Here is a 26,243-nt window from a genome sequence, read left to right as displayed (position 1 = left end):
CTTTTGAGACGGGTGGGGTTCAATTGATCAGATTGAGGAGATCAGAAACTCATGGCGCGCCGAAGACCGGCAAGCCGCTCAAGCACGAGGACGATCGCGAGAGAAAAGAAGATCATCAGCGAGGCGATGGCCGCGATACCGGGATCGAACATCCGGCTGATCAACGACACCATCATCATCGGCAGAGGTACATGGCCGGCATCGAACAGCCACATGGAAACGGCATAGTTGTCGAAGGACGTGACGAAGGCGAAGAGGGCGCCGGCCACCAGTCCCGGAACGATCTGCGGGCGGGTGATGCGCCAGAAGGCAACGAACCGGCTAGCGCCCAGCGTACGCGCCGCTTCCTCCATGCTGGGATCGACGGTAACCAGGCTTGCCGAGACCGTGCGCACCACATAGGGCGTCGTGACCAGCACGTGGCCGATGAAGAGGTTGAGGAAGGCATTCTGCGAACCGATCGACGAAAACAGGCGCAGAAGTGCGATCCCCGTCACCAGCGTCGGGAAGATCAGCGGCGACAGTATCAGTCCCTGGATGATGCCTTTGCCCGGAAACCGGAGACGGACCAGGCCGACCGCCGTCGGCGTTCCTAGAATGACCGCGCCGATCGCGGTCACCGTGCTTAGCATGACGCTGAAGGTGAAGGAGTCGGTGAAGTCGGGCTCCGCCAGCACGTTGGCGTACCATTTCAGTGTGAAGCCTTGGGGCGGGAAGGTGACGAACGGGGTGTCCGACACGGACATGATGATCGGCATCGCCAGAGGCAGCATCAGGAAGATGACGATGATCGCCGTCAATGTGTAGATCAGCGGCGCGCCGCGTCCCAAACCAGTCTCAGACATCACAGGGCCTCCGAGGCACGAGAGCGGAACCGGCGTTCGATAAGCGCCATGTAAATCACGTTGATCAACAGCACGATCACGACCATGACCGTGGAAATCGCAGCGCCGAACGGCCAGTCGAATACAGACAGGATTTGCTCCTCGACCAGCGTGCCGAGCATCTTGGTGAAGTTTCCGCCAAGCAGCGCCGGCAGGATAAAGGAGCTGGCGGTGAGCGAAAACACCAGCGTGCAGCCTACGCCCAGGCCGGGAATGCTGAGAGGCAGCGTCACCCGACGGAAGACTGCGAACGCGGAGGCGCCGAGCGTTCTTGCCGCATCCTCGACCGCCGGATCGATCCGGCCGATAGCCGCAGCAAGCGGCAAGGCCATCATCGGCAGGAAGACCTGGACCGAGCCGATGACGATCGCCCATTCGGTATAGAGAATTTCGACCGAGCCAAACCCGAGCTTGGAGAGCGCCCAGTTCAGAACGCCGCTATTGCCGCCGCCCAGAATGATCCGCCAGCCATAAGCGCGCACCACGACGTTGACCAGAAGCGGCGCAATGACCAGGATCGTCAGGATGCGGCCGATCATGGCCGGTCCGCGGGCAATTACCAACGCCAGCGGATAGGCAAGAATGGCGGCAGCAAGCGTGGTGAACAGGCTAATGCGAAGCGTTGTCAGGACCACTTTTTGGTAAAGCGTTGCCGTCGCAAGGCGGGTGTAATTGACCAGCGTGAAGTCGCTTCCGAGCGAACCGTCGGGCATCTGCTGGAGGAAACTGTATTTGACCATCAACCCGACGGGTATGACAAAGACCACGAGGAAAAAGATTACCGCGGGTCCAAGCAACACCAGGGCCGTCAGGTACCGCCCGACCGTGGAAGTCTTGCCGGCGTCTGGCACAGTTGCCGTATCCGGTAGTATCGAGGTAGCTTGTAATGACATGGAATACCCGATCCTGAAGATATGGGTCAATTCATGTCAATAATTATGCATCAGATTGTCGACAAAACAATCAAAATGTGTGCGCAAAAATTGTCCATTAGCGCTGTAAATATAAGCATCGTGCTCAAGGATTAGTTTTGGCGGCGAGCCAAACGCGCGCACACAGTCTGCCGGCCTATCATGCATCTCATCAGATCGGGCGCTGACCGCAATATTTGATGGCCGATAGGTGGAAGCCTAAACGGTAAACACCTTGGCGAGGGATACGGCCTGGCGATCGTCCCGATCGAGATCCAGACGATCCTCGATGTTCGACAAATGCTCGGTCATCAGGGCGATTGCCCGCGACGTATCCTTGGCCTCGATGGCTTCGAGGATATGTTGATGCTCATGGTAGGAGCAGCTGGGTCTTCCAGGCCTCTCATAGGCCTGGATCACCAGGGACTCGCGCGTGATCAATTCGCCCAGAAATTTTGAAAGCAGGCTGTTGTCGGAAAATTGCGCCAGCAACGTGTGGAACTCGCCTGACAAGGCAATCATTTCCGGGTGGTCCCGCTCCTCGTCGGCGCGCTTTTCCTTGTCGATATGCTGCTTCAAGGCGCGCCGCTCGGCATTTCCGAGCTTTTTAGTGACGGCGGTAACGATCGTCGCTTCCAACCCTTTGCGCGCCTCGAACAGTTCGCGAGCATCCTTGACCGAGGGTTTCGCAACGGAGGCGCCGCGGTTGGGCTCGATGACGACCAGTCCGTCATAGGCGAGCCGCGAGAACACCTTGCGAATGCGGCTGCGGCTGACCGAAAAGATCTGGCGCATTTCATCTTCGCGCAGGCGCGTGCCTGGCGGCAGCTTCTGCCCCCCGATAGCATCGCGGATCTTCAAGTAGACGGCTTCCTCTATGGAATACTCGTCATCAGCGATTTGTGAGTCGGTCATGCCGGTATTCTAGATCAGCCTAGTTTCGTTGACAATATTGGTTGGGAACGTCAACCAGGCCAATTCTGAATTCGGAGTCCGGCGGGGTTGACGCGTTTCTTCGCAGCAGATCGCGCCAAAATCATCGTCACATTGATATTGTATTGTCTACAATCCTGTGTTTTATTATCGACACATTCCGCGTGCGGTCTTTTCCGTCTTGCTTGCTGCCGTCCGTCGCTAATTCACCGGAGATGCCGTATGACGCACGAACGTGCTGCAACCTTGTTTCGCGACGTGGCCATCTACGATCCCGCAGCAGCCACGGCGATGCGGGGGCCGCTCGACGTTCTGATCGAAGATGGGCGGATCACGAAGATTGCCGAGGCCTTAGAGCCACTGATAGGCGCCCGACAGATTTCCGGCGCAGACCGTCTTCTGATGCCCGGCCTGGTCAACGGGCATTTTCACTCCTCCGTCAACCACATGAAGGGCAGGTTGCCGGGACTGCCGCTCGAAATCTTCATGCTCTACGAATCTCCCGCGCTCGACGTCCTGACGCCGACGCCGCGCGAAGCCTATCTGCGCACGATGCTTGCGGCGATCGAGATGCTAAAAAACGGGACGACCGCCGTCCAGGACGACGCCTTCTTCGTGCCACGCCCGACGCCCGAGATCATCGATGCCGTCTGCCAGGCCTATTCCGATAGCGGCATCCGCGCGACGGTCGCGCTCGACGAGCCGCAAGTGCCCGAGCTGGACAAGCTTCCATTTCTTACCAACATCGTCCCCCCGGATGTTCGCGCCGAGCTATCAAGATCGCCTGCCCTCGGCAAGGAGGACCTACTCGGGCTCTACGGCCATCTCATCGCAAAATGGCATGGCCATGCGGAGGGACGCATTCGCGCGGCGGTTTCCTGCTCGGCGCCGCAGCGCGTCACGCCGGACTATTTTCACGCTCTCGACGATCTCAGCCGTAGCCATCAGCTGTCGTTCTATGCGCATATGTTGGAAACCAAGCTTCAGCGGGTGCTGGGGTTCGAGAAATATGGCGGCCGTTCCCTGGTTCGTTATGTCCATGATCTCGGCCTGCTGTCGGAGCGAATGAACATCATCCATGCCATCTGGGTCGATGATGACGACCTCGATCTGATCGCCGCATCCGGTGCGGTCGTCGCCCACAATCCGGTCAGCAATCTGCGGCTCGGCAGCGGCGTCATGCCGTTTCGCCGCATGCGCGAGCGCAACATCCCGATCTGTCTCGGCGTCGACGAAGCGATTGCCGATGATGCGGTCAACATGTGGTTGGTAATCAAGACCGCGGGCATGATCCACAACCTAACCGAGGCCGACTACCGCCGCTGGCCGCAGGCGCACGAGATTCTGGACTGCGCGATCCTAGGTGGAGCGCGGGCGATGGGAATGCATGGCCAGCTTGGACGGGTCGAGGAAGGCCAGATCGCCGATCTGACGCTGATCGACCTGAAAACGATCGCCTATTCACCGCTCAACGATCTCCAGCGCCAGCTCGTCCATTGCGAGGATGGACGCTCTGTCGTGATGACCATGGTGGCCGGCCGGATAGTCGCCGAGTCCGGCACGACGACTTTAGTCAACGAGGCGGACATTCTTGCCGAGGCAAGGGATGTGTTTGCCCGCAAGGCGCCGGCGCTTGCCGATGCGGCAGCGGCAATGAACCGACTGCTGCCATTCTATGACGAGATGTATTTCAAAGCGTCGGCCATCGATGTCGGCATGAACCGCAAACTGGGCTAGGCAGAAATTCAATGAGTGCTCGTCAGCAGTGGTATCCGTACTCCGCCATCACCCAGCGCCCGAAAACCCGCTGGCCGAACGGCAAGCGCTTGGCAGTATACGTGGCGCTTGGCGTCGAGGAGTATGCATTTGGCGAGGGGCTGACGGAAAACCTCATTTCCGGAACATCCCACCCTGATATGGCCAACACCGCCTGGCGGGATTACGGCAATCGCGTCGGCGGATTTCGGCTGATCGAGCGCCTCAAGCAGTTCGGCATCCGGCCGACGATCCTGTTGAACACAGATGTCTATCAGACATCGTCAGCCATCACGGATGCGGCGAGAGACGCCGGCGCCGAGTTCGTCGCGCATGGACTGTCGAACTCCGATACGCTGGTGACGATGGAGTCTGTCGAGGAAGCGCTTTACATCCGCGAGGTCGCGGCGCAGATCGCCGGCCAAGAGGGCAGATCGCCGCTCGGCTGGTCCAGCCCCTGGCTCGCCCACAGTCCCACCACGCTCGACAACCTGCAAGCCGAGGGCATCCGATATCTCCTGGATCTCCGTCTCGATGATCAGCCGGTCTGGCTGACGACCAGCCATGGCAAGCTTCTTTCGATCCCCTATGCACTCGAGATTAACGACAGCTCGACCATGATCGGGCGCCAGACAGCGGCAGGTGATTTCACCGCGATGATCGTCGACGAATTCGACGAACTGCTGGAGGCCTCAGAAGAGCGGGCTCTAGTGATGAGCATCGTCGTGCACTCGTTCATCTCCGGGCAGCCATTTCGCCTGAAGGCGCTGACCCGGGCGCTGGAGCATATCAGCCGCCATTCCGATAATGTCTGGTTCACAACACCGGACGAAATTGCCAGTGCCGTTTTGGAGTGTCCTGACTTAGCCGTTAAGTGAAGTGGTCAACCAAGCTTGGCGTATCAACGAGGCCGAAGGTTCGGTTCCCATCAAGGGCGTAAAGAAACCGTGGCGGTGCCTCTTGAAATCGGCCATATGCTGGGGTCGGATCGATGCACCGCCACCGTGATCGTTCAAACTCCCTCGGCTTCTTCCCCGAACAGCTTGCCAGCTCCAGCCCAGTCCGACGGAGCTACGTCCTCGAAGATCACATAGATGTAGTTAGGGTCGGTTCCGGTATTTTTGACGATGCTTTCGGTGATCTCGGCAGCAACCGCCTTCTTCGCCTTGGCATCCTTGCCGCTGAACCAGCTCACACGTACGACGGGCATTGGTAGTCTCCTTGATGATGGCGGCGTGGTTGCCGCCCGTTGAAATATTCATTCGATAAAGTGGAAACGTCAGACGCGTGGTCCGATGAACTCGACGGTGATGCCGTTCTTGTCGCGGGTATAGACGCAGAAGTTTCCGACATTCGGCCCGGCGCTGACGGGAAGCGGCTCGTGGACGGGGTGGAAACCATAGGCATCAGCGACATGCAGTGCCCGGTCGATATCGGTGACATCGAACGCCAGGTGGGTGAAGCCGGTATCGCAGGGGCGCAGGGTGTCGGTTCGCTTGCGGTCGTCGGGCTTTACGTAGTTGATGATTTCCAGCCGATGGCCCGGCGCCTGTACATAGGCGATGATGACGTCGGCGCCTTTGACGCCCACCACGGCTTCCATATTCGCCGGATCGCGTGGTCCCTTTTCCAGAAGTGGAAAGCCGAGGCCCTCCACCAGAAAACCGATGACCCGATCGAAATCGTCGTCGCTGATCGTGTAGCTCGTATGGTTGAAGCTCTTCACAAATCCGGGTGAGGTGTTCGTCATTGCTCTTGTCTCCTTCATGCTGATCGGCTGCTGGTCGGGCTCGATCAGTCGTCCTGATCGCCGACGATCACCACGATCTTGCCATTGGCTTGGTTGTTCTCCATGCAGGTGTGCGCCTCAGCGATCTGATCGAGCCTGAACGTTGGGCCGATCTTGATCGGTAGGGCGCCCGAGGCCACCTGATCGACCAGGGCCTGCATCGGCATATCCATAAAATCCCGCGCCTCGCCGCTGTAGGTGGTCAGAGAAACCCGGTTCGGGATCGCGTCCATCGGCGCGAAATCCTTCAGCTCCCAAGTGTTGCCGACGATCCCGGCCATGCAGACGACACCGCCCCTGTCCGCTGACAACAGCGAGTTTTGCAGTGTCGTCGTCCCGACGAGTTCGAGGATCTTGTCGAACCGATGCGCGCCGCGTTGGATTTCGCCGTCATCGACAATCACGCGCTGCGCGCCGCATTCCCACAGTAGGGGAGCGCGCTCCTTGTTTCGTGTGGTCGCGCTGACATGGGCGCCAGCCTGGCGTGCAAGGGCAGTGGCGGCCATGCCGACAGAGGTCGTGCCACCGCGGATGAGGAGCCGATCGCCCTCTGTCACCTTGAGCGAGGAAAACAGCGCCCCCCAGGCGGTCTGGAGCTTTTCGGGGAGAGCGCCGAGGACCTGCCATGAGAGATCCGTCACGAGGCTCCTGACCTGGGATGCCGGCACGCAGGTGTATTGCGCATAACTGCCATCAAAGGCGCGGCCCATTCCGCCCATCACGGTGGCGACGGCTGTGCCGACAGCAAATTCGCCGTCTGGCGCACTATCGATAATTCCGACCGCTTCGATGCCGAGGATGCGGGGAAATTTGACGCTCGGGGAATGCCCATGACGGGTGAACAGTTCGGACCGGTTGAGACCAAAAGCCTTGACGTTGATCCGAACCCACCCCGGGCCCGGCTCGGGGACCGGGCGATCCTCGATGACCAGCTGTTCGGGACCTCCCGCGGTGTGGATGACCGCTGCCTTCATCATACCGGTCATGCCTTAGCTCCTTCAGCGCCAGGCGATGGCTTTGGTCTCAAACGACTTGCGATGGCGAAGCCGAGGATCGAAAACAGCAGAACCGACATGATGAGAGGGGTCGCCGTCCCGTCAAACAGAAGGCCGACCGGGATTGCGAGCATTGTGCCGATGATCATCGTGGTCGAGGCAACGACGGAGGAACCAATTCCCGCCATGTTACCGATCGGGTCCATGGCAAGCGCGTTGAGATTGCCCATCGTAAACCCGTGCATCAGAAAGACGCCGATGGCCCAGGCGAGAAAGATCCAGAAGACGACGTCGGACGGCAGCACATCGCCGGCGAATAAAGCCGCGACGATCAACGACGAGACGACCTGGCCGAGAAATGCCGTGCGAACAAGCCGGGCGGCGCCGGTGGATTGCACCATGCGTCCATTCACAAAGCCCGAGACGAGCACGGCCAGCGCGAGAAGGGCAAAGTAAAACGGGAAGGTCGAGGCGCGTCCAAACGCCTTGTCGAAGATTGGCTGGATCGATGCAAGAACACCGAACAGGATGGCCATGTTGAAGACCTGGCCCATGATCGGAATTCGAACGGCGGCAATTGCAAGCACGTCACGGCCGCGACGGATCGTATCAACCACGCTGAGGCTCGCATCTCGGTGCTCCAGTGTTTCCGCGATCGAGAGGAATGCAAAAGCTCCAAGCAAAGCCGACAAGACGGCAAACGTCACGAAAATCGCCGGCCAGCCGATCGTGGCGACCAATGCGCCCCCCATCAGAGGGGCGAGAGCCGGCATGGTCGCAAAGATCATCATGGCGAAGCTCATCAAGCGCGCCATGCGATCGCCCTCGAACCTATCTCGGACCAGCGCCGTCGTGGCGACATAGGCCAGAGACGCACCGATGCCCTGAAGAAAGCGTGCTGCGATGACGAGGCTGATCGTTGGGAGCGCAAGTGCGGCCAGGGAGGCGACGGCATAGAGGGCGCATCCGGCGAGAATAACCGGCCGGCGTCCGTAGCGATCCGAAATCGGTCCACCGAGCACGTTGCCAAAACCCATGCCGAGCACAAACCCGGTCACCAGAAACTGGATCGCGTTGCCGTCGACAGCGAAAGCACTCGATATTGCAGGCAGTGCCGGCAGGATCGTGTCTATGCCAAGCGAGCCCATGGCGAAGACGGCACCGACAAAGACGACGAAGCGTGCCGGGATGGGATCTGATTGAGGAGAACAATGCGTCATGGAGGGCCCGATGGAAAGATCAGCCACATCATGAATTTGAAACACATCCGGAAAAATGCTTAGTTCAGCAAAACACTTGAAACGGATTGGTTCGAATGGATCGGTTGGCCGCGATGTCGGTATTCGTCAAAGCGGTCGAGCTCGGCTCGTTCAGTGCTGCCGGCGATGCGTTGGATATGTCCCCGCAGCTTGTTGGAAAGCATGTCCTGAAGCTCGAGCAGCATCTGGGAGTGCAACTGCTCAACCGCACGACCCGACGGCAGAGCCTGACGGATTTTGGACGATCTTATTACGAGCGATGCCGGATCATTCTGGCCGAGGTCGAAACCGCCGAAGGCATGGCGGCTGCCACGAAGGCCAAACCCAGCGGACGGCTTCGGGTCAATGCACCGGTGAGCTTCGGCATGTACACGCTCGCGCCAAGGCTGCCTGAATATATGAAGCTATTTCCGGAGGTGTCGGTCGAGCTTGTCCTGTCCAACCGCATGATCGATCTGGTGGATGAGGGGTTCGATGCCGTCTTCCGTGTCGGCGAGCTTTCCGATAGCGGCCTGATCGCGCGCTCGCTTGCGCCGTATAAGCTGGCGCTCTGCGCGGCGCCGTCCTATTTCGAGGGTCGGTCTGCTTTGCAGCACCCGTCCGAGCTCTCCGATCATGAATGCCTGGTCTACGCGCATTCAGAACTGAGAACCGTCTGGACGTTCAAAGGCCCCGATGGGATGGTCACCGTCCCAATCAAGGGACGGTTTGTCGCTGATCACGGTGAGCCGCTGCTGTGTGCTGCGCGGGCCGGTCTCGGCATCATCTTGCAGCCGCTCGAGCTTCTCGAGGGTGATCTTGCGCTCGGGACGCTTGTTGAGTTGCTGCCAGCATTTCGCGTGATCGAACGTCCGCTCCATATCCTTCACGCTGCCGACCGGCGCCCGACGCCGAAGTTGCGGTCGTTCGTCGATTTCGCAGCCCAGACTTTTGGATAGCGTTCATTTCAAACCCGCAGCGATCGCAGCCAGCCGATACGTGGGTTTAAATACCATCAAGACCTGGATGCCAAGTCGGCCAGATCCTTCAGGCCGCGATGCTTGGACATGGCAGTCTCCAGCGCCGGTAGGGTATTATGGCCCTCGCGATACAGGGTTATGATGATTGCTGCGGCGAGCTCGGCTTCCGGGCTGTCCTTGAGAACGCGGTTTTCAACAAGCCAATCGTCGAACGCCTCCTCGATGAACTGCAACTCAGTCGGGCCGAATGGCCTTTCCAGAAACGCACGCATACCCTTCCCCTTCTTTGTGGCGCCGATATGGGAAATCGAGCCTGATCGGTCAAGACCGAATTACAGTCGATCAACCTCGGAGGGATCTACGAGCCCCGCTGGCATCTCACGCTGATTTCATTGCGGAAAGGCCTTGCAGAGCCGTGCCGGCGCCATAAATCTGCCACCGACAGATCGGGAACAAGGCGCGGTCACGCAATGGAAATGTAGAGCGGGTACCAATGCGGAGCGAAGCGGGGAAGACTTTCAACGGGACGGACGAGATCTCTAGGCTTATCGAGAGCGGAAGCTGGGACGATTCCATCCTCGGCGCGCCGTCGACATGGCCCCTCTGTCTCAGATCCGCTGTCGATATCATGCTGCCGGCAATGGCCCAGATCGTGATGTTCTGGGGCCCCGACCTGGTCGCGCTCTACAATGAGCCCTACGCGCCGACGATCGGCCAACGACACCCCAAGGCGTTTGGCCGGCCGGCGCGAGAGAACTGGGCCGAACTCTGGGATGATCTCGAGCCGCTCCTGCGCCGGGTGATGGAGACCGGCGAGACGGTGGCGGCAAAGGATCGTCCCTTCTACATCGAGCGGCACGGCTATCCGGAAACCGTCTATTTCGACATATCCTATTCGGCCATTCGCGACGAACATGGCGCGGTCCGCGGCGTCTTCTGCATCGTCAACGAGACGACCGATCGCGTCCGCGCCGATCAGGCATTGCAGGCAAGCGAGGAAAGGCTTCGGGCAGTCATATCCCAGTCGGCCGCCGGCATTGGCCAGGGAAGCCTGGAAGGCAAGATCCTGCACATCAACCGGCGGTTCTGCGAGATCGTCGGCTATGAGGAGGGCGAACTTCTCGGCAAAAACATCGCGGACATCACTTATGCCCATGACATGCCTGAGCAGACCCGCCTGTTCAACCGTCTGGCCACGACCGGCGAAAGCTTCGACATGGAGAAGCGCTATGTGCGGAAGGACGGTAGCCTGGTCTGGGTGAACAATACGGTCTCTGCTCTGCGCGATGACGAAGGGCGGATCCACCAGGTTGCTGTCATCTCGGTCGATATCACCGAGCGCAAGCAGGCGCAGGAAGCCGAACGCAGACTGGCCTCGATCATCGCGTCCTCTAACGACGCCATCCTCGGCATCGATCTGGCCATGAACATCACGGCCTGGAACGGCGGGGCTGAACGTCTTTATGGCTACAAGGCTGAGGAGGTCCTCGGTCAATCCGTCCTGATGCTCGTGCCGGAAGACAGGCTCGATGAAGAGCCGGCACTTTTACAACAGATCAGGGCAGGGGCCCCGGTTGATGCGTATGAGACGAAGCGCCGGCGTAAGGACGGACGTTTGGTCGACGTTCTGCTCAGCGTCTCACCGATCTATGACTCGGCCGGCAGGATTGTTGGCGCCTCGAAAATCGCCCATGACATCTCCGCGAAGAAGGAGGCGGAGCGGCTTCAGGCTGTGCTGATTGGCGAGCTGCATCACCGGGTGAAAAACGTCTTTGCAACGGTCATCGCTATTGCTCGCCAGACATTGGCCAAGGCGACAGACACCCAGGATGCTGTCGCGGCATTCGAAGCACGCTTGTCGGCAATGGCGCACGCCCACGATCTGCTTGCCGAAGGAGACTGGCAGAGTGCCGATCTCACGGCGGTGGTCGAGCAGGCCGTTGCGCCATACCCGCCGGAGCGCTTCGAGATTTCTGGGCCGTTGGTTCTCCTGCCACAAAAGGCTGTCGCCACACTGTCGCTCGCCCTTCACGAACTTGGAACCAATGCCGCTAAATACGGCGCGCTCTCCGTTCCGACAGGACGGGTGTCAATCATCTGGACCTATGACCCCAACACCTCGGCTCTCAGCCTCCGCTGGCAGGAAAAGGGTGGGCCGACGGTCGCTCAGCCGACGAGGAAGGGTTTTGGATCTCGCCTAGTCGAGCGCTTGTTGGCGGCGGAGCTCAACGGTACGTCGGCAATCGTCTATGACGCTGCCGGCGTCGTCTGCGAAATCGAGGCCGTCCTTCTACCGCACGCCACAAAATGACCGGCAGGAACGAATCCATCCGCCGCGACTTCTGTCGTGGCTTAACTCAATCAGGATCATGATGCAGGAAAAGGATCAAAATCGACGTGACGCTCGCAGCGCCGGAGATCGCCTGGTCGCCGGGCATGTCAGCGAAGACCCGTTTGCGGCGGCGTTCAAAGCCACGCGCATGCCGATGATCGTCACGGATCCCAGCCAGGCCGATAATCCGATCATCTTCTGCAACGAGGCATTCAGAAAGCTGACCGGTTACAGCGACGAGGAAATCATCGGCCGGAACTGTCGCTTTCTGCAGGGGCCTGAAACGGACCGGGAGACCGTCGCCAAGATCCGCGACAGCATCGCGGCAGGGCGGGATGTGGCTGTCGACATTTTGAACTACCGCAAGGATGGCAGCACGTTCTGGAACGCCGTCTTCATCAGCCCCGTGAGGGACGAAGCGGACAAGATCATCTATTTCTTTGCCTCCCAGCTTGATTTCACGACGGTCAAGAGCCGGGAAGCGGACCTTGCGGCGGCTCGCCACCAAGCCGAGGCCGAGGTCGCAAAGCATACGGCCAACCTTCGTGCGGCGCTGGATGCTCGAACGATGTTGGTCCATGAGGTCGATCATCGGGTGAAGAACAACCTCTTGACGATGGCCTCGATCGTCAAAATGCAGGCGCGGATCACCAAAGACGATCGGCAAAGACACACACTGATGTCGGTCCTCAACAGAATTGAGGCTCTGAGCACGGTGCAGCGCAAGCTGTTCACGCTCGACGACGTCTCGAAATTCGACATGTCGGAATTCACCCGCGAGCTGGTGACGGATCTGGTCGATGCCACCGGCCGAAAGGACATTCGCCTGTCTCTGGATCTCTCCCCGCTGCTCGTGCCGGCCGTCAAAGCGACGCCGCTGTCCCTGATCGTCAACGAGTTGGTCGGCGACGCCGTTCGCCGCGGATTGAGCGACGGCGGTGGCGACATCCATGTTGTCGTCCGGCGGCTGAACGGTCACTTCCTGATCCGTGTCGAAGACACGTCGGAACCGGTCGAGCCGGATAGCGAGAGCGCCCAGCTCGGAAAAATGTTGCTTGAAGCGTCGGCCTTGCAGCTGGGCGCCGAAATCGAACGAAAGCAGGACGGCCGAAAGACGGTCGTCGATGTGGTGCTGCTTGTCGGCGACCATCAGGAGAATGCGCATTGAAAGTCATGATCGTCGAAGACGAAATGCTGCTTGCCATGGAGCTGGAAAGCGAAGTGGAGATGGCAGGCCATCAGGTCACAGGTCTTGCTATGAGCAGCACACAGGCACGCGAACAGATCGGGGCTTTAAAGCCGGACTTCGCGTTCGTTGACATCCATCTCATGGACGGCCCGACCGGGATCGATGTTGGGCGCGAACTAGCGGCTGCCGGCATCCCCTATGTCTTCGTCAGCGGAAACATCAAGCGGATCCCGCAGGATTTTGCCGGCGCGCTCGGTGCAATCGAAAAACCCTACACGATGAATGGCATGAAGAATGCGCTGGTCTATGTCTCGGCAATCATCCAAGGGGACGATAGCGGTGCCCCGCCAGCGAGCCTTGTTTTGGCTGAAGATGCAAATGCTGGCCGACGTTCTGGCTGAACGTCGGGGACGCGGTTAAATCGACCTTAGGATGACGCCGGAGATTGGAAGACGTCAGTGTCACGGCGTGCGATTGCCACTGTGTTCCGTTGGATCGTAATTAATATCGAAGTCCTTCTCCTTCTTCTGGCCCGGCGGCGTCCGATTGACGGTCGCGTCTTCGGAACCCGTCATAACTGTTGGCTTAGCGCTGTGTACGCCAGTCGCGTGGGGATCTGCCTGCGAAGGCGCGTACTGGCCCTTTGCATCGTCCTGTGGCTTTGCCATTTGCTTTCTCCATTGTTTGAGGTTTCAGCATCATATGATCGGTTTGCCGCCGGTAACTGCGATGGTTGCTCCCGACACATAGCTCGACAGCGGATCGGCCAGCATCACGTAAGCAGTCGCGAGTTCGGCGGGCTGGCCGGGTCGCTGCATTGGTACCTGCTTGCCGAAGTTCTTCACGTTCTCATCCGGCATGGTCGACGGGATAAGGGGCGTCCAAATCGGCCCAGGTGCAACGGAATTGGCGCGAATACCTTTGTCGGCCAGCATCTGAGCAAGGCCTGCCGTGAAATTCTGGATCGCGCCCTTCGTTGTGGCATATGCGAGCAGATGCGGGCTTGGACTATCGGCGTTGATCGACGTCGTATTGATGATCGCGCTGCCGGGCTTCATATGTGGCACGGCGGCCTTGGTCAGATAGAACATTGCATGGATGTTGGTGCGGAAAGTCACTTCCCACTCTTCGTCTGAAATGTCCCCGATTTCGCTGAAGCTCGCCTGGTGGGCGGCGTTGTTGACGAGGATATCGATGCCGCCGAGCTGCGAGACCGCTGTGTCGATGATTTCCTTGCAGTGTGGAGCGTACTGAATGTCGCCAGGCACCAAGATCGCCTTACGTCCGGCCTTTTCGATCCAGGATTTTGTTTCCTCAGCATCCATGTCTTCGTCCAGATACGAAATTAGGACATCGGCGCCTTCGCGGGCAAATGCAATCGCGACGGCGCGCCCGATGCCACTGTCGCCACCGGTAATCACGGCCTTCTTTCCCGCCAAGCGGCCAGAGCCTCGATAGCTCACTTCACCATGATCGGGCAGGGGGGACATCGCTTCAGTTGTGCCGGGCATGTCCTGTCGTGGAGTGTCAAAAGGCGGTGTTGGATAGTTGGTCATTCTCACTCCTTGCATTACGAATATGGGAAAGGCAGGCATCTCGCGATGCCCGCAATTGTCACGATTATGCGCTGCGCGCCTGCGCCGGATGACGGCCTTCGGCAAATTCCTCAATGATCTTGGCGCAGAATGCCGGCAAATCATCCGGGGTCCGGCTGGTGACCAGTCCTTTGTCCGTTACAACTTCCTGGTCGATCCAGGTGCCGCCGGCATTTCGGATGTCGGTCGACACTGTCGGATAGGAGGTCAGCGTGCGCCCTTTGACCACGTCCGCCTCCACAAGGATCCAAGGGCCATGGCAGATGACGCCGACTGGCTTTTGCTGGACAAAGAAGTCGTGGACAAAGGACACTATCTGCGCGTTGCCGCGCAATGTATCTGCTCCGACGCTGCCGCCCGGGATGACCAAGCCATCGAAATCAGATGCCGAGACTTCGGCGACGGTCTTGTCGATCGTGAAGCTCGAACCCGGGTCAAGATCGTTGTTGACCGTCTGGACCTCGCCCGCTTCTACGCCGACTACAGTGACCGTTGCGCCAGCCGCTTCGACGGCGTTCTTCGGCTCGACAAATTCCGGTTCTTCGGTGCCTCGGGGCGCCAGCAGGATTGCGATCTTCTTGCCTTCCAGGGTCATGCTATTCTCCGTTTGTTGTAGGCAATCACGGCGCTCGGCCGGTTGAGATACGTACACGCGTAACGCGCACTCTGATCCGGGCCGCCGTGTCTGAGTGAAGGTATGGTGTTGGTTCGTGTGACCTCAGGAGAACCGTCACACCGATGGAAGGTTCCTGGATTGGTGTGCGACGCATTTTCGCCGGCTCACGTCGAAGCTGACGATCGATAGTGAATGGTTAGATTACGAGGCGCTCCTGACCACGGAGTCTTCAGGGGCTGTACGGTACCGCACGGTTGATGGCCTGATCCGGAACCTGTCAGACGTTAAGCCGTTTTGTCCGGCCTTCCATCACAACAAGCTCGTCGAGCCTCATGACACGTATCGCCATCATTGGTTCCGGTCCCACCGGCATCTACACCCTCATGGGCCTAGTTGCCTCTCAGCAATCGCTTACGGTCACTGTGTTCGAAGCGCTACCAGATCCCGGGAAAGGCACGCCCTATCATCCGGCGGTCAATGATAAGGCGATGCTTGCCAACATCGCGAGCATCGAAATCCCTCGCATCGTCGATACGCTTATCGAATGGCTGAGTGGACATTCTGATGCCGCCTTGCAGCAGCTCGGACTTGAACGGGCACGGATCGGTGAGCGCGAATTTTATCCCCGCGTCGTGCTTGGAGAGTTTCTGGCAGATCAGTTCTGGAAGCTGGTGGATCACGCGAAGGCCCGCGGCCATACCGTCGCAATCAGGGCGAACACCACGATCACCGATATCCGCCTGGAAAAATCTCACGTCGCGCTGGTCGCTCATCAAGGTGATGAACCGGAAACCACGGAAAACTTCGACCATGTCGTCATGGCGACTGGTCATGATTGGCCGGAAAACACGGAGGTAACGCCGGGCTACTTTATCTCGCCTTGGCCCGCCAGCGCCATCAAGCGCATCGGGCCGGTGGAGGTGGGCATTCTCGGAACGTCCCTGAGCGGCATCGATGCTGCTGTCACGGTTGCCACCGCTCACGGGATCTTCCTGCGTGATGAGCAAGGGCAGCTTGCTTATCAGCCCACGACCAACGGGCTTCACATGACAATGATGTCTCGGAAAGGGCTCCTGCCGGAAGCAGACTTCTTCTGCCCGATACCCTACGAACCTCTCCAGTTTTGCACGCCGGAGGCCGTCGATGCTGCTATCTCGCGGGGACCGGCAGGTTTATTGGACAATGTATTCGAGTTGTTCAGAGCCGAGCTCGGGGCGGCCGACCCGGACTACGCCTCATCGATTGGCCTGGGACTTGCAACAATCGAAGACATTGCTGAGCGATACTTCCGCAAACGGGAAGCAATGGACCAGTTCATCGCAGCGGCCCGAAATCTCGCCGAGGCGAAGAAGAACAAGGTGGGGAGGATCACGGTTCAGTGGCGGTACACGATCCTTCGCATGCACGAAGTGATAGCACGCGCCGTTCCACATCTCGATGCCGAGGATCTGAAGCGCTTTCATACGCATTTCAAGACGGTGTTTGTCGATGACTATGCCACGGTCCCACATGAGTCCGTGGAGCGTCTGCTTGCCCTTCACAACGCAGGAGCGCTGGATATCATGACGCTTGGCACCGACTATGAGATCGATCGGCCGGAGAACAGTCCAGGCGTGACGGTCACTGTCGAAGGGCGTCAGACCCATTATGCGGCATTTATCGATGCGACGGGGCAGCATGCGGCCTCCGCCTCCGATCTCCCGTTCCCGAGCCTGAAACATCCCGGCCTCGTCAAAGAATCCGCGACGGAAACGTCAGCGGAGATGTCAGCACATCTGAGACGCACCGGTGGGATCGATGTTGACCAAGCATTTCGGCCCATCATCGATCAGCCTGTCTCAAGAAACCTCTACTGTGTCTCGGTTCCATTCTTGCTGCACAAGCTCCCTTTCATTCAAGGCATTACGAGTGCACGTGACATGGGAGACATCGTCTCAAAGGCGATCATTGCGGCAACACAAAAAGCAGAGAACTCTCTGATTACGGCGCTGGATCAGGAAAATACAAACTCGTCGCCGACCGATAGTCTGCCAGCCTGTGCAACGGAGGCATAGACTCCAAAGCATCGGCCGCGCTGCCTGACGATTGTCCGCAGAATTTCCGGTTCTTCAGGCAATCCCGGCTGCGCCACCATAGTCATGCCGCACCGCTTGGTCCTTTCGGTGATGTTTCCCATGACACCGCCACAGGCCCAGCTCCGACCCAGCCAATCCTCCTCATAACTTTCGGTCTCTAATACGACGTTAGGCCTGAACCGTCGGCGGTCTATCTGGCTGCCTGGGGTGAGCGATGCCAGATCTGTAAGGCTTTTGGTAGTCAGGAAGTGGAGTGACGCAAGGTCATACCTCGGTTGCAAATAATTGGCTGTCGACCCGTCATTTTCGAGAGAAGACCCCTTGGGCCGGACGCCGCATCGAAATCCCATGAGTTCGCTTAGTGCAACGTCGAGGCTGGGGTCGATCGTTTTCATTTTCCACGTACTTGATGAGACCAGCACCTCATCGCCAGATCTACGTGCCGACAGCATCAGGGCAGGGCGCCAACGTGGTGTCGTTTCCGGTGAAGCGACCTCTCCGGTATCGAGATCGACCAGGAGGTGCGTGCGATCTCCGTCGATCCCATCATCGCCGACCGAAGCCGCATTCAGACCCTCACCACCGATCGAGGATATGGGATAGCGCCAGATCTCTTTGACTGTGCCCACGGTCTCACTCATCCAAAGCCCCCTCGCGGTTATTGACAGCGTGGAACACCGCCTGCTGCCTCCGGGTTCCCTATCGGTATGATGTGTTGAAAGGTTTGCGGATGGCGGAGATTATTTGCGCGGCGTTTATCAACAATGGACGGGTGCTGCTTGTGAGGCGCGCAGCCCATCGAAAATGGTCTGCGAACAAGTGGGATCTGGTCGGAGGTCATGTCGAAAAGGGTGAGGGGCTCGATGTCGCTCTGGTGCGCGAATGCCAAGAAGAGGTGGGCTTGACGCCCCGCGCTTTCGATCACGTTGCTACGCTCTATGAAGACGACGATCGGAAGAAAAAGTCGCCCTTCCATATCTTTAGGGTGCCTATCTGGGATGGTGGTAATGCTCGCTTGTTGGGACACGAACATTCGGAGCTTGGCTGGTTTGCAGTTGACGGCTTTCTTGATGCCGAGCTTGCGTTCAACGCATACCGCGACGTGGTGCTGCCATTGTTGCAGACCGATCAGTACAAGTGAAACAGCTAGGCGCTCATATTTCGTACGTTGCCGTACGAAGCTGATTATCACTCGTTTCCCCCGGAACTGTGATCGAAAGGCGTCGTTCTGATCCAGGATCTTCAATCAGGAAGACCAAGTCCCAGGGATCACTCAAATGAAACATCTCCTTCTCACGGCTAGCCTCGTCCTTTGCGCCGGCGGTGCGTTCGCGCAGTCGGCAACAGAATCGACCGGCGTAAACTCCGCTCTCGGTGTCGCACCGAAAACCGAGGACTTCATCATGGAGGCCTCCGCCAGCGACGTCTTCGAGATCGAGTCCAGCAAGCTCGCTCTGCAAAAGGGAAACGATGCAACAAAGGCGTTCGCACAGCAGATGGTCACCGATCACGAGAAGACCACCGCGGAGCTAAAGGCGCTTCTCGCTTCCGGCAAGGTGCAGGGCAATCCTGTTGCAACGCTGACCGAGGATTTCAAGGAGGAGGTGGACGAGCTCGCCAAGCTCGATGGTGACGACTTCAGCGAGGAGTATATTGACGACCAGGTCGAAGCACACGAGGATGCCGTCGATCTGTTCAAGCGTTACGCCGAAGGGGGCGAGAATGCCGAGCTGAAGGCGTGGGCGGCAAAGACCCTGCCCGCCCTGGAGCATCATTACCAGATGGCGCAGGACCTCGATAAGTAGCCTCGTCTCATACGGCCGCTGTCACGCGGCCGTTTTCTTTTCACGACCGCCATCGATCACTCGGAAGGAACAGATATGAAAGCGCTGACCTGGCATGGAAGCGGCGACATTCGCTGCGAGCAGGTAGACGATCCTGTCATCGAGGATGACCGCGATGCGATCATCAGGGTGACAAGCTGCGCCATTTGCGGCTCTGACCTCCATCTTTACGGCGGTTTCGTGCCAGGCATGCATCATGGTGATGTCATGGGCCACGAAACCATGGGCGAGGTCGTTGAGGTCGGTCGCGGGAATTCCAAACTCAAGGTTGGTGACCGCGTGGTCGTTCCCTTCACCATCTCATGCGGTGAATGTCGACAGTGCCAATGGGGGCAGTTTTCGCTTTGCGAGCGATCCAATCCGAACGGCGCCATGCAAGCAGAACAGATCGGCTATCCGACTGCCGGATTGTTTGGCTACTCCGAAATGTACGGCCGTTTTCCGGGCGGCCAAGCCGAATATCTGCGCGTACCCTATGCCGACGTCGGTCCGATCAAGGTGCCGGACGGTCTGAGCGACGAGCAGGTCCTGTTTTTGTCCGACATTTTCCCAACAGGATATATGGCCGCCGAAAACTGCAATATCCAGCGGGGACAAACGGTCGCCGTTTTCGGTTGTGGGCCAGTTGGTTTGTTTGCAATCAAGTCGGCGTTTCTGCTTGGGGCCGAGCGGGTGATTGCAATCGACACCGTGCCAGAACGCTTGGCGCTTGCGCGAGGGGCGGGCGCGGAGACGCTGGACTATGCGGATGAAGACCTGCAGCAACGTATTGTCGACATGACTGGTGGAAAGGGACCTGATGCTGTGATCGAAGCCGTCGGACTTGAGAGCCATGGTGCCGGCGGTTTTATGGAGACGATGCAAACGAAGCTGTCGGCAACAGAACGTCCCTACGCTCTAAGCCAGGCCATCCTGGCATGCCGTCCGGGCGGAACGGTTTCACTGCCTGGCGTATTCATCGGGCCGGCCGTCCCCGCGCCGCTCGGCGCGGTTGTCGGAAAAGGGCTGACGCTCAAGACCGGCCAAACCCACGTTCAGAAATACCTCGAGCCGCTGATGGATCTGATCATCGATGGCAAGATCGACCCGTCTTTTCTCATCACGCATCGCATCGGTCTCGAAGAAGGGCCAGAAGCCTACAAGACGTTTCGGGACAAAGCCGATGGATGCGTGAAAGTCGTGATCCGTCCCCACAGCTAATCGATCGCGACGTTGAGCTCGGCTCCTGTTCCGGGGCCGAGCTAATAGCGCCAGTCGTGTCGGATATGCTGCTCGTATTCCTTCTCTGCTATGCCGTAGATTGGGCCGGCTAGCTCCCTCAGTTTCTCGACGTCTTTGATGAGAATGAGACCGCGCTCGGCCTTGATCGCATGTTTGCCTTCAAGACGATGAAGCGCGTCGGTGACACTTGGGCGGCGGACGCCGAGCATCAGTGCCAGAAAGTCATGTGTGAGCGGCAACTCGTAGCCTATCCTATCGCGTCCCATCAACACCCACCGAGCGAGCCTTCTTTCAACACCATAGCGACCATCAGCCAGCGCAGTCGTGGCGACCTGGATTAAAAATACATGCGCATAACGCATCAAAAGCTCGCGTAAGGGGTGACATTCATCCATCGCCGCACGAAGTGCATCGACTTCGATCCTCAAGGCGGGTCCGCCACATTGCATGAAGGCGAAATGCGGTGTGCTGTCGACACCAAGGATCGCTGGAACACTCGAAAAGCCTTCCAGCCCGATACATCCTACCTCGATGGTTTTGTCGCCGTTACCACCGGCGATTTCAGAGGACAGGCCTCCTTCGAAAAAGAACACGTGGCGTAGCTGTTGATCGGACGCAAACAAGTGCTCGCCCTGCTGCAACTCGACTGGCTCGAGATGAGGCCTCAGACGTGTGGCGACATCGTCCGATAGCATCGATAGGATCCTGTTCGTCGTCCAGCTCATGAGATCAGCTCCGGTGCCTTGCGTGGATCTATCCAGCTACCTAGTGCGACGAACAGGGATATCCATAAAAACAACAGGTTCGCGGGAAACCTATGAGGCTCTGTCAAGTTATGCAGGGGCTACAAGGGAGTGATAAATGATCCGACTTTATTTCCATATTCGCGAAGGAGATCGATTGTCTAGGGATCCGGAAGGTGCCGAGTTTCTGGACGTCCAAACCGCACGTGCAGAGGCGGTTCGCTCTGCGCGCGAGCTTTTGTCCCAGCGCGTGCTGAATGGAGAAGAGATCGATGGGCAATCCTTTGAGCTGACCGACGAGAGCGGCGCTGTCGTGGATATCGTCAAATTTCGCGACGTGCTTCGGCTGCACCAAGGTTGAAATATTCAGCTTAAGTAAGAAATGCACATGCAAGGCGGGTGAGGTCATCACCCGCCTACACCTAGTTTTAGATTACTCTTCGTCGTCCCATGATGGGCGTTCAGGTTCGACCGCGTTCGGTCGAGCATCCCATTCGGCGCTCGCCTGGGACCAATGCTCATGCTCTTGGCCCTCAGGCTGTCCAGCCTGCTCCCACAGCTCGTAAGCCCGACGGGCAATCCATTCCTCACGATTTTCGTCCATTTCAATCTCCCTGCAGGAAAACGAGGACATCCTCGCCACCCGATTTTTGTCATCATCAAACTGCTGATCTGATCAGAGCCGCGAAGGGTGACTGATACCTTGGCGCGACACCTCCCAAAGGAACAGCGGGCGGAGAACGTCAGCTTCTTTAGGTGGGTTCCTGACGAAAGAGAAAAGTGGGTTGAGGGTACGATGCCGTACCAACGCGGCCGGAAATTCTTCCCATAACGCGTGGCTCGTATGAGAGGTTATCGCTAGAGAAGTGCGACGCCGGAAGTCTTACGGCGAATCTGGCGGCCATCCCGTAGCGATGTCGACGTCAAAGATATCGGCGCGAGCTTATGACCCGCGCCGATGATTGTGTTTAAGCTGCAGTTACCGATGCCGAGCCGAGCTTCATTGACGGCTCACGCCCCCAGACGCGAAGCTTGCCGAGCTGCTCGACGAAGCTCGTCAGGCTCGCACCGCTCGAAAGCTCCAGAACACCTTCGTCAATGTCCTTTGCGATACCAGCTTTCTCAAGCAATGGCAGGGCAGCATTGCTGTAGCCGATGAACTTGCAATGCTGGAACGCGTCCGCCACGAAATCCCGTGCGGTCGCCTCCTTCAGTAAATCTTCCACACCTGCATCGGATGGAAGTAGCGCGACAGCATCGAAAAGGACCGAGGGGCCACCGTCGATCATATGGTGCGCCTCGACAAAGCTTCCGTCGGATGCCGTCACGCCGCCAACCTTCGGTGCGATGAACTCGACGAGGCCCTTCTCTTTCAACACAGCGCTTGCAAGGCCTTTCAGCAGCTTGGGGTCGACGCCGTCGGTCACGAGAATGCCCAGTTTGCGTCCCTCAAAGCGCTTCGGTCCGCGTTCGACTATGCTGAGCGCCAGGGACGGCTCAAGATCCTGTCGTGTTGGCACGGCTGCCGTTGCTGCCTTCGGCATGGCGGCCATTCCCAACCGATGAGCGACCTCGGACGCGAGTGTCTCATCGATGTTGATCAGATGGGAAACCATGCGCTCGCGGATCGCAACGGTCTCGACCTTGCTGAGCTCGAAGGTGAGCGCCATGATGATATGACGCTGCTCCGGCGGTGTCTGGCTGATGAAGAACTGTCGCGCCTGGCTGTAGTGATCCGCGAAACTTTCAGGACGAAGCTGCACCTTGGTGCCGGACTCTTCCGCCGGAAAATGCCGATAGCCGCGAGACTTGCTCTCCCGTGGACCTTCTCCAAACGAGTTCGGTTCGTAATTCACCCGCCCGACCGGATTGCGCATTGCCATATGGCCGTCCTGCTGGAAATGCGCGAAGGGACACTTTGGGGCATTAATCGGCAGATGGGTGAAGTTCGGACCGCCCAGCCGCTTCAGTTGAGTGTCGAGATAAGAGAAGTTGCGGCCCTGCAGCAGAGGATCGTTACTGAAGCTAATTCCCGGCGGCACATTCTGGGTCATGAACGCGACCTGCTCGGTCTCGGCGAAGAAGTTGTCCGGCATGCGGTCGAGCACCAGCCGTCCGATCGGGTTCACAGGCAGAACCTCTTCCGGGATGATCTTCGTCGGGTCAAGGATATCAAAATCAAAGTTGTCGGCAAAATCCTGATCGAATAGCTGAACACCGAGCTCCCATTCCGGGAAGTCGCCCGTGGTGATCGCATGCCACAGATCACGACGGTGGAAGTCGGGATCCGCACCATTGATTTTCACTGCCTCGTTCCAGGCGACGGACTGCAGGCCGAGCTTCGGTTTCCAGTGGAATTTGACGAAGGTGGACTGGTCTTTGTCGTTGATGAACCGGAAAGTATGGACCCCAAAACCTTCCATGAAGCGCAGCGATCTTGGAATGGTCCGGTCCGACATGATCCACATGACCATGTTCATGCTTTCGGGCGTCAGACTGATGAAATCCCAAAAATTGTCGTGCGCCGTCTGAGCCTGCGGGAACGCGCGATCGGGCTCCTGCTTGGCGGCGTGGATGAGATCGGGAAACTTGATCGCATCCTGGATGAAAAAGACCGGAATGTTGTTGCCGACAAGATCCCAGTTGCCTTCCTTGGTGTACATCTTGACGGCAAAGCCGCGAACGTCGCGCGCAAGGTCTGCCGACCCCTTGTTGCCGGCAACCGTCGAGAAGCGTACGAAGACCGGCGTCTTTTCGCCAGCACGCTGAAACACGTCTGCCCGAGTATATTTGGCAAGACACTCGTATGTCTCGAAATAGCCATGGGCACCGTAACCGCGCGCATGGACTACGCGCTCGGGAATGCGCTCATGGTCGAAATGAAAAATCTTCTCCCTGAAGTGGAAGTCTTCCATCAATGCGGGGCCACGTGGACCCACACGCAATGTGTTCTGATCGTCCGCGACTGGAGCGCCTTGCGATGTCGTCAGCACCTCGAAGCCATCTTCCGCCGTCTGGTGAAGCTCGCCGCCTTCACCACGCAAAAGTGTCTGATCATGGATGGCGACTTGATCGGTTGATGATTGTGTCTTCTTGGCCATTTGCCCGTCCTCAGGTTTATGAAACAGAAAAAGGCCGCCTTGCGGGCGGCCTCTCGTTATTCCGGTTGATCAGGCAGCTTTCTTACCCTTGTCGTTGGCGGAAGCTTTTGCCAGTGCCGTCAACTTTTTGTCCGTCGCCACTTCTTCCGACAGGTTTTGCTCGAGGAGCGGCACTGCATCCTTCAGGCCGAGCTGCTTGGCCCACTCAATGAGGGTGCCATAACGCGCGATCTCATAATGTTCGACAGCCTGGGCAGACGAGATGAGACCGGCATCAAGCGCCGGCGATCCTTTGAATTCCTCGATGATCTCTTCGCCTTCGGCGATGATGCCCTGGATGGCTTCGCAGGTCTTGCCGCGTGCCGACTTGCCGACGAGCTCGAACACCTGTTCGAGCCGCTCGATCTGGCCCTGTGTTTCCTCGCGATGGTGGAGAAAACCTTCCTTGCCTTCCTCGGACTGAGACGCACGCGCCATCTTCGGCAGTGCCTTCAGAATCTGCTTTTCTGCAAAGTAGATATCTTTCAGCGTATCCAGAAACAGGTCGTCGAGAGTCTTGGCGTTTGCCATGTCGTCCTCCATCGTTTTTGAGATGTTGCAAGAGGTGCGGACCGCGCGCCGCACCAGTGACAGCAAGGAATGTCCGGTGCGAGTGATCGGTTCCCGTACGCCACCGTACCAGGAACGCTGACATGCTTATCTCGTCATCGAGCTCCAGTCGGCGACGCCCCGGCAAGTGTGGGCCTATCGCGTGATCCCGAACAGAAATCCGACGAAGGCCGCGATCCCTACTGCCTGCCAGGGATTCTTGCGAATGCGAAAGCGTACTTCATCCGATGCGCGATACCGAAGACTATCGACCTCTTCTCTTAGTGCCGAAAGTGTTTCCTTCGGCTCGACATAAGGGTCGTTACGATGTTCAAGGAGTGAATTCAGCGCCTGATCGACACGTGGTGCATCCGAAGTGTGAAGCGGACTGGATACCGACGTTGACGAGCTTTCAGCCGGTACGGAGCCGGGTGCCTTCGTTTCCAGATCCTTACCAGGTGCAGGTGACCTGAAATTTGGGTCGTAAGTCATAGCGCTCTTATCCTCCTTGGGACGCCGCGGCGTTTATCCACCGTTTCGGACTGACGAGGCTAAGCATTGATGCTGACAAATGTTCCACGTGGTGCCGTTGCATTCTGCGGAAGTACGGTACCGCACGACTTTCAATCCATTTTGCGTTCCGTGGATGCGCAGCCAATCGAAAGGACGCTCGATGAAATCCCTCGCAATCGCCCACGCCGGAACCTTGATCTTATTGCCGATTGTCGATGCCATCTGGCTTGTTTAAGGGGTGGCCGGTCGCAGCGAGCTTCGTGGTTATGGCTTGGGGAACAATTCTGACCGCAGGAGCATGTGGCTGCGGAAATGTCGCGGTCTGCACATGGTCAGAGGGCGGCCCGAACGTTGCCCTGAGCCAATTTGCTCGGAACAAACGCTCCAGTCCTGTTGTTTGCTCAACGTACCTGAAACCAACAAAGAGGAGGCAGATATGCTGAATCAGGAAAATCGCGTTACCGGTCAGGATCCTTACGTCAAGGATACCACTTCATTGATCGCAAGCGACAAGGTCGAAGGCACGAAGGTCTACGGCGCCGACGGAAAGCGTATCGGCTCGATCCAGCGTCTTCTTCTGGAGAAGCAGGGTGGTCGAGTGGCCTACGCAGTGCTGAGCTTCGGTGGCTTCCTGGGCATTGGTGATGATTACTATCCACTGCCCTGGGAAAAACTGACCTATGACGAAGGTCTTGATGGCTACCGGATTGACCTTACCAAGGACCAGATCACCGGCGCGCCGCGCTATGCTGATCTGGATGACGACTCCTGGTATCGTGCGAACGATCGACGGATCGACGATTACTATGGCCTTCCGCCGACGCGGATGTAGTGGCCGCAGAAATCAAAAGAATGAGGCCTCGCTTTGGCGGGGCCTCTTTCTTGTTGACGCGCTGTTTTGGTGCAGCGACATACCAGCAGGTAAAACCCGCCTCTCAACG

The 26,243-nt window shown here is 58.2% G+C and carries 29 protein-coding genes; 12 read left to right on the top strand and 17 right to left on the bottom strand.

Features of this window, described 5'->3' with window-relative positions; translation table 11 throughout:
* Positions 1-41: 41 nt before the first annotated feature.
* From AC0JZ4_RS25155 to AC0JZ4_RS25145, 3 genes are all read right to left on the bottom strand, one after another.
* Complete coding sequence (locus AC0JZ4_RS25155; protein WP_471889255.1) at positions 42-845, bottom strand: ABC transporter permease; 804 nt, start codon at positions 843-845, stop codon at positions 42-44.
* Positions 845-1,777 (bottom strand): ABC transporter permease, encoded by a 933-nt coding sequence (locus tag AC0JZ4_RS25150; protein WP_471889254.1) that lies wholly within the window; start codon positions 1,775-1,777, stop codon positions 845-847. Before AC0JZ4_RS25150 ends, AC0JZ4_RS25155 begins: the two co-directional genes overlap by 1 nt.
* Positions 1,778-2,014: 237 nt before the next feature.
* Positions 2,015-2,710: a GntR family transcriptional regulator gene (locus tag AC0JZ4_RS25145; RefSeq protein ID WP_471889253.1), complete on the bottom strand. Its 696-nt coding sequence runs from the start codon at positions 2,708-2,710 to the stop codon at positions 2,015-2,017.
* A 240-nt stretch (positions 2,711-2,950) separates the two neighbouring features.
* Between AC0JZ4_RS25145 and AC0JZ4_RS25140 the strand changes: the two genes are divergently transcribed.
* Positions 2,951-4,465, top strand: a complete 1,515-nt coding sequence (locus tag AC0JZ4_RS25140) for an amidohydrolase family protein (RefSeq protein ID WP_471889252.1) — start codon at positions 2,951-2,953, stop codon at positions 4,463-4,465.
* Between the two features lie 11 nt (positions 4,466-4,476).
* A complete protein-coding gene (locus AC0JZ4_RS25135) occupies positions 4,477-5,361 on the top strand; it encodes a polysaccharide deacetylase family protein (protein ID WP_471889251.1) in 885 nt (294 codons plus the stop codon).
* 134 nt (positions 5,362-5,495) lie between these two features.
* On the opposite strand, the gene AC0JZ4_RS25130 is transcribed toward AC0JZ4_RS25135, so the two are convergent.
* The 4 genes from AC0JZ4_RS25130 to AC0JZ4_RS25115 all read right to left on the bottom strand — a co-directional run bounded on the left by AC0JZ4_RS25130 (position 5,496) and on the right by AC0JZ4_RS25115 (position 8,487).
* Positions 5,496-5,693, bottom strand: coding sequence for a tautomerase family protein (locus tag AC0JZ4_RS25130; RefSeq protein WP_471889250.1), 198 nt, complete (start codon positions 5,691-5,693; stop codon positions 5,496-5,498).
* Between the two features lie 69 nt (positions 5,694-5,762).
* Positions 5,763-6,233: a VOC family protein gene (locus tag AC0JZ4_RS25125; protein ID WP_471889249.1), complete on the bottom strand. Its 471-nt coding sequence runs from the start codon at positions 6,231-6,233 to the stop codon at positions 5,763-5,765.
* 44 nt (positions 6,234-6,277) lie between these two features.
* Complete coding sequence (locus AC0JZ4_RS25120; RefSeq protein WP_471889248.1) at positions 6,278-7,258, bottom strand: zinc-binding alcohol dehydrogenase family protein; 981 nt, start codon at positions 7,256-7,258, stop codon at positions 6,278-6,280.
* The gene (locus AC0JZ4_RS25115) at positions 7,255-8,487 is read right to left on the bottom strand and encodes an MFS transporter (RefSeq protein ID WP_471889247.1); all 1,233 of its coding nucleotides are present in this window, start codon (positions 8,485-8,487) and stop codon (positions 7,255-7,257) included. Before AC0JZ4_RS25115 ends, AC0JZ4_RS25120 begins: the two co-directional genes overlap by 4 nt.
* A gap of 95 nt (positions 8,488-8,582) precedes the next feature.
* Between AC0JZ4_RS25115 and AC0JZ4_RS25110 the strand changes: the two genes are divergently transcribed.
* On the top strand, positions 8,583-9,464 hold the full coding sequence (locus AC0JZ4_RS25110) for a LysR family transcriptional regulator (protein ID WP_471889246.1): 882 nt from the start codon (positions 8,583-8,585) through the stop codon (positions 9,462-9,464).
* 56 nt (positions 9,465-9,520) lie between these two features.
* On the opposite strand, the gene AC0JZ4_RS25105 is transcribed toward AC0JZ4_RS25110, so the two are convergent.
* Complete coding sequence (locus tag AC0JZ4_RS25105) at positions 9,521-9,757, bottom strand: hypothetical protein (RefSeq protein ID WP_471889245.1); 237 nt, start codon at positions 9,755-9,757, stop codon at positions 9,521-9,523.
* A gap of 221 nt (positions 9,758-9,978) precedes the next feature.
* Between AC0JZ4_RS25105 and AC0JZ4_RS25100 the strand changes: the two genes are divergently transcribed.
* The 3 genes from AC0JZ4_RS25100 to AC0JZ4_RS25090 all read left to right on the top strand — a co-directional run bounded on the left by AC0JZ4_RS25100 (position 9,979) and on the right by AC0JZ4_RS25090 (position 13,407).
* Complete coding sequence (locus tag AC0JZ4_RS25100; protein ID WP_471889244.1) at positions 9,979-11,796, top strand: PAS domain S-box protein; 1,818 nt, start codon at positions 9,979-9,981, stop codon at positions 11,794-11,796.
* Between the two features lie 61 nt (positions 11,797-11,857).
* Positions 11,858-12,985 (top strand): PAS domain-containing protein, encoded by a 1,128-nt coding sequence (locus AC0JZ4_RS25095; RefSeq protein ID WP_471889243.1) that lies wholly within the window; start codon positions 11,858-11,860, stop codon positions 12,983-12,985.
* Positions 12,982-13,407, top strand: a complete 426-nt coding sequence (locus tag AC0JZ4_RS25090; protein WP_471889242.1) for a response regulator — start codon at positions 12,982-12,984, stop codon at positions 13,405-13,407. Before AC0JZ4_RS25095 ends, AC0JZ4_RS25090 begins: the two co-directional genes overlap by 4 nt.
* Positions 13,408-13,467: 60 nt before the next feature.
* Here the strand turns inward: AC0JZ4_RS25090 and AC0JZ4_RS25085 are convergent, their stop codons facing one another.
* From AC0JZ4_RS25085 to AC0JZ4_RS25075, 3 genes are all read right to left on the bottom strand, one after another.
* Positions 13,468-13,674: a hypothetical protein gene (locus tag AC0JZ4_RS25085; protein ID WP_471889241.1), complete on the bottom strand. Its 207-nt coding sequence runs from the start codon at positions 13,672-13,674 to the stop codon at positions 13,468-13,470.
* A 30-nt stretch (positions 13,675-13,704) separates the two neighbouring features.
* Entirely contained in the window at positions 13,705-14,562 is an 858-nt protein-coding gene (locus AC0JZ4_RS25080) for an SDR family oxidoreductase (protein ID WP_471889240.1), read from the bottom strand.
* Between the two features lie 64 nt (positions 14,563-14,626).
* On the bottom strand, positions 14,627-15,196 hold the full coding sequence (locus AC0JZ4_RS25075; protein WP_471889239.1) for a type 1 glutamine amidotransferase domain-containing protein: 570 nt from the start codon (positions 15,194-15,196) through the stop codon (positions 14,627-14,629).
* Positions 15,197-15,549: 353 nt separating this feature from the next.
* On the opposite strand from AC0JZ4_RS25075, the gene AC0JZ4_RS25070 reads away from it, so the two are divergent.
* A complete protein-coding gene (locus tag AC0JZ4_RS25070) occupies positions 15,550-17,271 on the top strand; it encodes an FAD/NAD(P)-binding protein (protein ID WP_471889238.1) in 1,722 nt (573 codons plus the stop codon).
* Here the strand turns inward: AC0JZ4_RS25070 and AC0JZ4_RS25065 are convergent.
* The gene (locus AC0JZ4_RS25065) at positions 17,211-17,933 is read right to left on the bottom strand and encodes an MOSC domain-containing protein (RefSeq protein WP_471889237.1); all 723 of its coding nucleotides are present in this window, start codon (positions 17,931-17,933) and stop codon (positions 17,211-17,213) included. The two genes, AC0JZ4_RS25070 and AC0JZ4_RS25065, sit on opposite strands and share 61 nt — an antisense overlap.
* 89 nt (positions 17,934-18,022) lie before the next feature.
* On the opposite strand from AC0JZ4_RS25065, the gene AC0JZ4_RS25060 reads away from it, so the two are divergent.
* The 3 genes from AC0JZ4_RS25060 to AC0JZ4_RS25050 all read left to right on the top strand — a co-directional run bounded on the left by AC0JZ4_RS25060 (position 18,023) and on the right by AC0JZ4_RS25050 (position 20,336).
* Positions 18,023-18,433 carry an NUDIX hydrolase gene (locus AC0JZ4_RS25060; protein WP_471889236.1) on the top strand — a complete coding sequence of 137 codons (411 nt, stop codon included), beginning with the start codon at positions 18,023-18,025 and terminating at the stop codon, positions 18,431-18,433.
* Between the two features lie 136 nt (positions 18,434-18,569).
* The gene (locus tag AC0JZ4_RS25055; RefSeq protein WP_471889235.1) at positions 18,570-19,097 is read left to right on the top strand and encodes a DUF4142 domain-containing protein; all 528 of its coding nucleotides are present in this window, start codon (positions 18,570-18,572) and stop codon (positions 19,095-19,097) included.
* Between the two features lie 75 nt (positions 19,098-19,172).
* Complete coding sequence (locus AC0JZ4_RS25050) at positions 19,173-20,336, top strand: zinc-dependent alcohol dehydrogenase (protein ID WP_471889234.1); 1,164 nt, start codon at positions 19,173-19,175, stop codon at positions 20,334-20,336.
* Positions 20,337-20,377: 41 nt separating this feature from the next.
* Here the strand turns inward: AC0JZ4_RS25050 and AC0JZ4_RS25045 are convergent, their stop codons facing one another.
* Entirely contained in the window at positions 20,378-21,082 is a 705-nt protein-coding gene (locus tag AC0JZ4_RS25045; protein ID WP_471889233.1) for a Crp/Fnr family transcriptional regulator, read from the bottom strand.
* 136 nt (positions 21,083-21,218) lie between these two features.
* Between AC0JZ4_RS25045 and AC0JZ4_RS25040 the strand changes: the two genes are divergently transcribed.
* The gene (locus AC0JZ4_RS25040) at positions 21,219-21,461 is read left to right on the top strand and encodes a DUF6894 family protein (protein WP_471889232.1); all 243 of its coding nucleotides are present in this window, start codon (positions 21,219-21,221) and stop codon (positions 21,459-21,461) included.
* Between the two features lie 72 nt (positions 21,462-21,533).
* Here AC0JZ4_RS25040 and AC0JZ4_RS25035 read toward each other — a convergent pair whose 3' ends face one another.
* The 4 genes from AC0JZ4_RS25035 to AC0JZ4_RS25020 form a co-directional block, all read right to left on the bottom strand.
* On the bottom strand, positions 21,534-21,704 hold the full coding sequence (locus AC0JZ4_RS25035; RefSeq protein ID WP_471889231.1) for a DUF2934 domain-containing protein: 171 nt from the start codon (positions 21,702-21,704) through the stop codon (positions 21,534-21,536).
* Between the two features lie 364 nt (positions 21,705-22,068).
* Positions 22,069-24,201: a catalase gene (gene katE / locus AC0JZ4_RS25030; protein WP_471889230.1), complete on the bottom strand. Its 2,133-nt coding sequence runs from the start codon at positions 24,199-24,201 to the stop codon at positions 22,069-22,071.
* 69 nt (positions 24,202-24,270) lie between these two features.
* The gene (locus AC0JZ4_RS25025; RefSeq protein ID WP_471889229.1) at positions 24,271-24,771 is read right to left on the bottom strand and encodes a YciE/YciF ferroxidase family protein; all 501 of its coding nucleotides are present in this window, start codon (positions 24,769-24,771) and stop codon (positions 24,271-24,273) included.
* Between the two features lie 174 nt (positions 24,772-24,945).
* Positions 24,946-25,281 carry a hypothetical protein gene (locus AC0JZ4_RS25020; protein WP_471889228.1) on the bottom strand — a complete coding sequence of 112 codons (336 nt, stop codon included), beginning with the start codon at positions 25,279-25,281 and terminating at the stop codon, positions 24,946-24,948.
* Between the two features lie 457 nt (positions 25,282-25,738).
* On the opposite strand from AC0JZ4_RS25020, the gene AC0JZ4_RS25015 reads away from it, so the two are divergent.
* Complete coding sequence (locus tag AC0JZ4_RS25015) at positions 25,739-26,134, top strand: PRC-barrel domain-containing protein (RefSeq protein ID WP_471889227.1); 396 nt, start codon at positions 25,739-25,741, stop codon at positions 26,132-26,134.
* Positions 26,135-26,243: the final 109 nt, after the last annotated feature.

The organism is [Rhizobium] kunmingense (genome assembly GCF_977018605.1).
The sequence above is the reverse complement of the archived record's forward strand: the minus strand, read 5'-3'. Positions and strand labels throughout refer to the sequence as shown.